Origin of the sequence: Maritimibacter harenae (assembly GCF_009882975.1) — a bacterium.
Taxonomy (GTDB): domain Bacteria; phylum Pseudomonadota; class Alphaproteobacteria; order Rhodobacterales; family Rhodobacteraceae; genus Maritimibacter; species Maritimibacter harenae.
Genome location: NZ_WTUX01000045.1, coordinates 1 through 390, shown reverse-complemented (window position 1 = coordinate 390; position 390 = coordinate 1). Strand labels below are relative to the sequence as shown.

Sequence of the window (390 nt, the reverse complement as noted above, 5' to 3'; positions counted from 1 at the left end):
GGCCAAGGGCCACGCCGCGCAGCGCCCGCTCGGCGGCATTGTTCGTCAGGCAGATCCGGCCGTCCTCGAGGAAGCGGATGAAGGTCTCCCAACGTTCGGCCTTGAACATGTAGGCGATCGCCTTGGCGACGGGATTGTGCCTCGACATCGTGTCCCGTTCGGTGCGCATCCAGTCGTGAAGTTCGTCGACCAGCGGCCGGACGAGGCGCTGCCGGGCTTCGAGCCGCGCCGCGGCGTCCAGACCGTTGATGCCGCGCTCGACATCGAAGATCGCGTCGATCCGGGTGACGGCCTCCAGAGCCACGGGGGAGATGTCGTGGGCCGGCTTCCGTTTGCGGGCGTTTTCCTTGATGTCGGCCAGTTCGAAGAACTTGCGCCGGGCATGGCTCC

The 390-nt window shown here is 66.9% G+C and carries 1 protein-coding gene; it reads right to left on the bottom strand.

Going from position 1 to position 390, the window contains the following annotated elements; all coding sequences use genetic code 11:
* Positions 1–390 (bottom strand): IS66 family transposase (locus tag GQE99_RS22035; protein ID WP_161353779.1); only part of this gene is annotated, 390 nt, incomplete at both ends.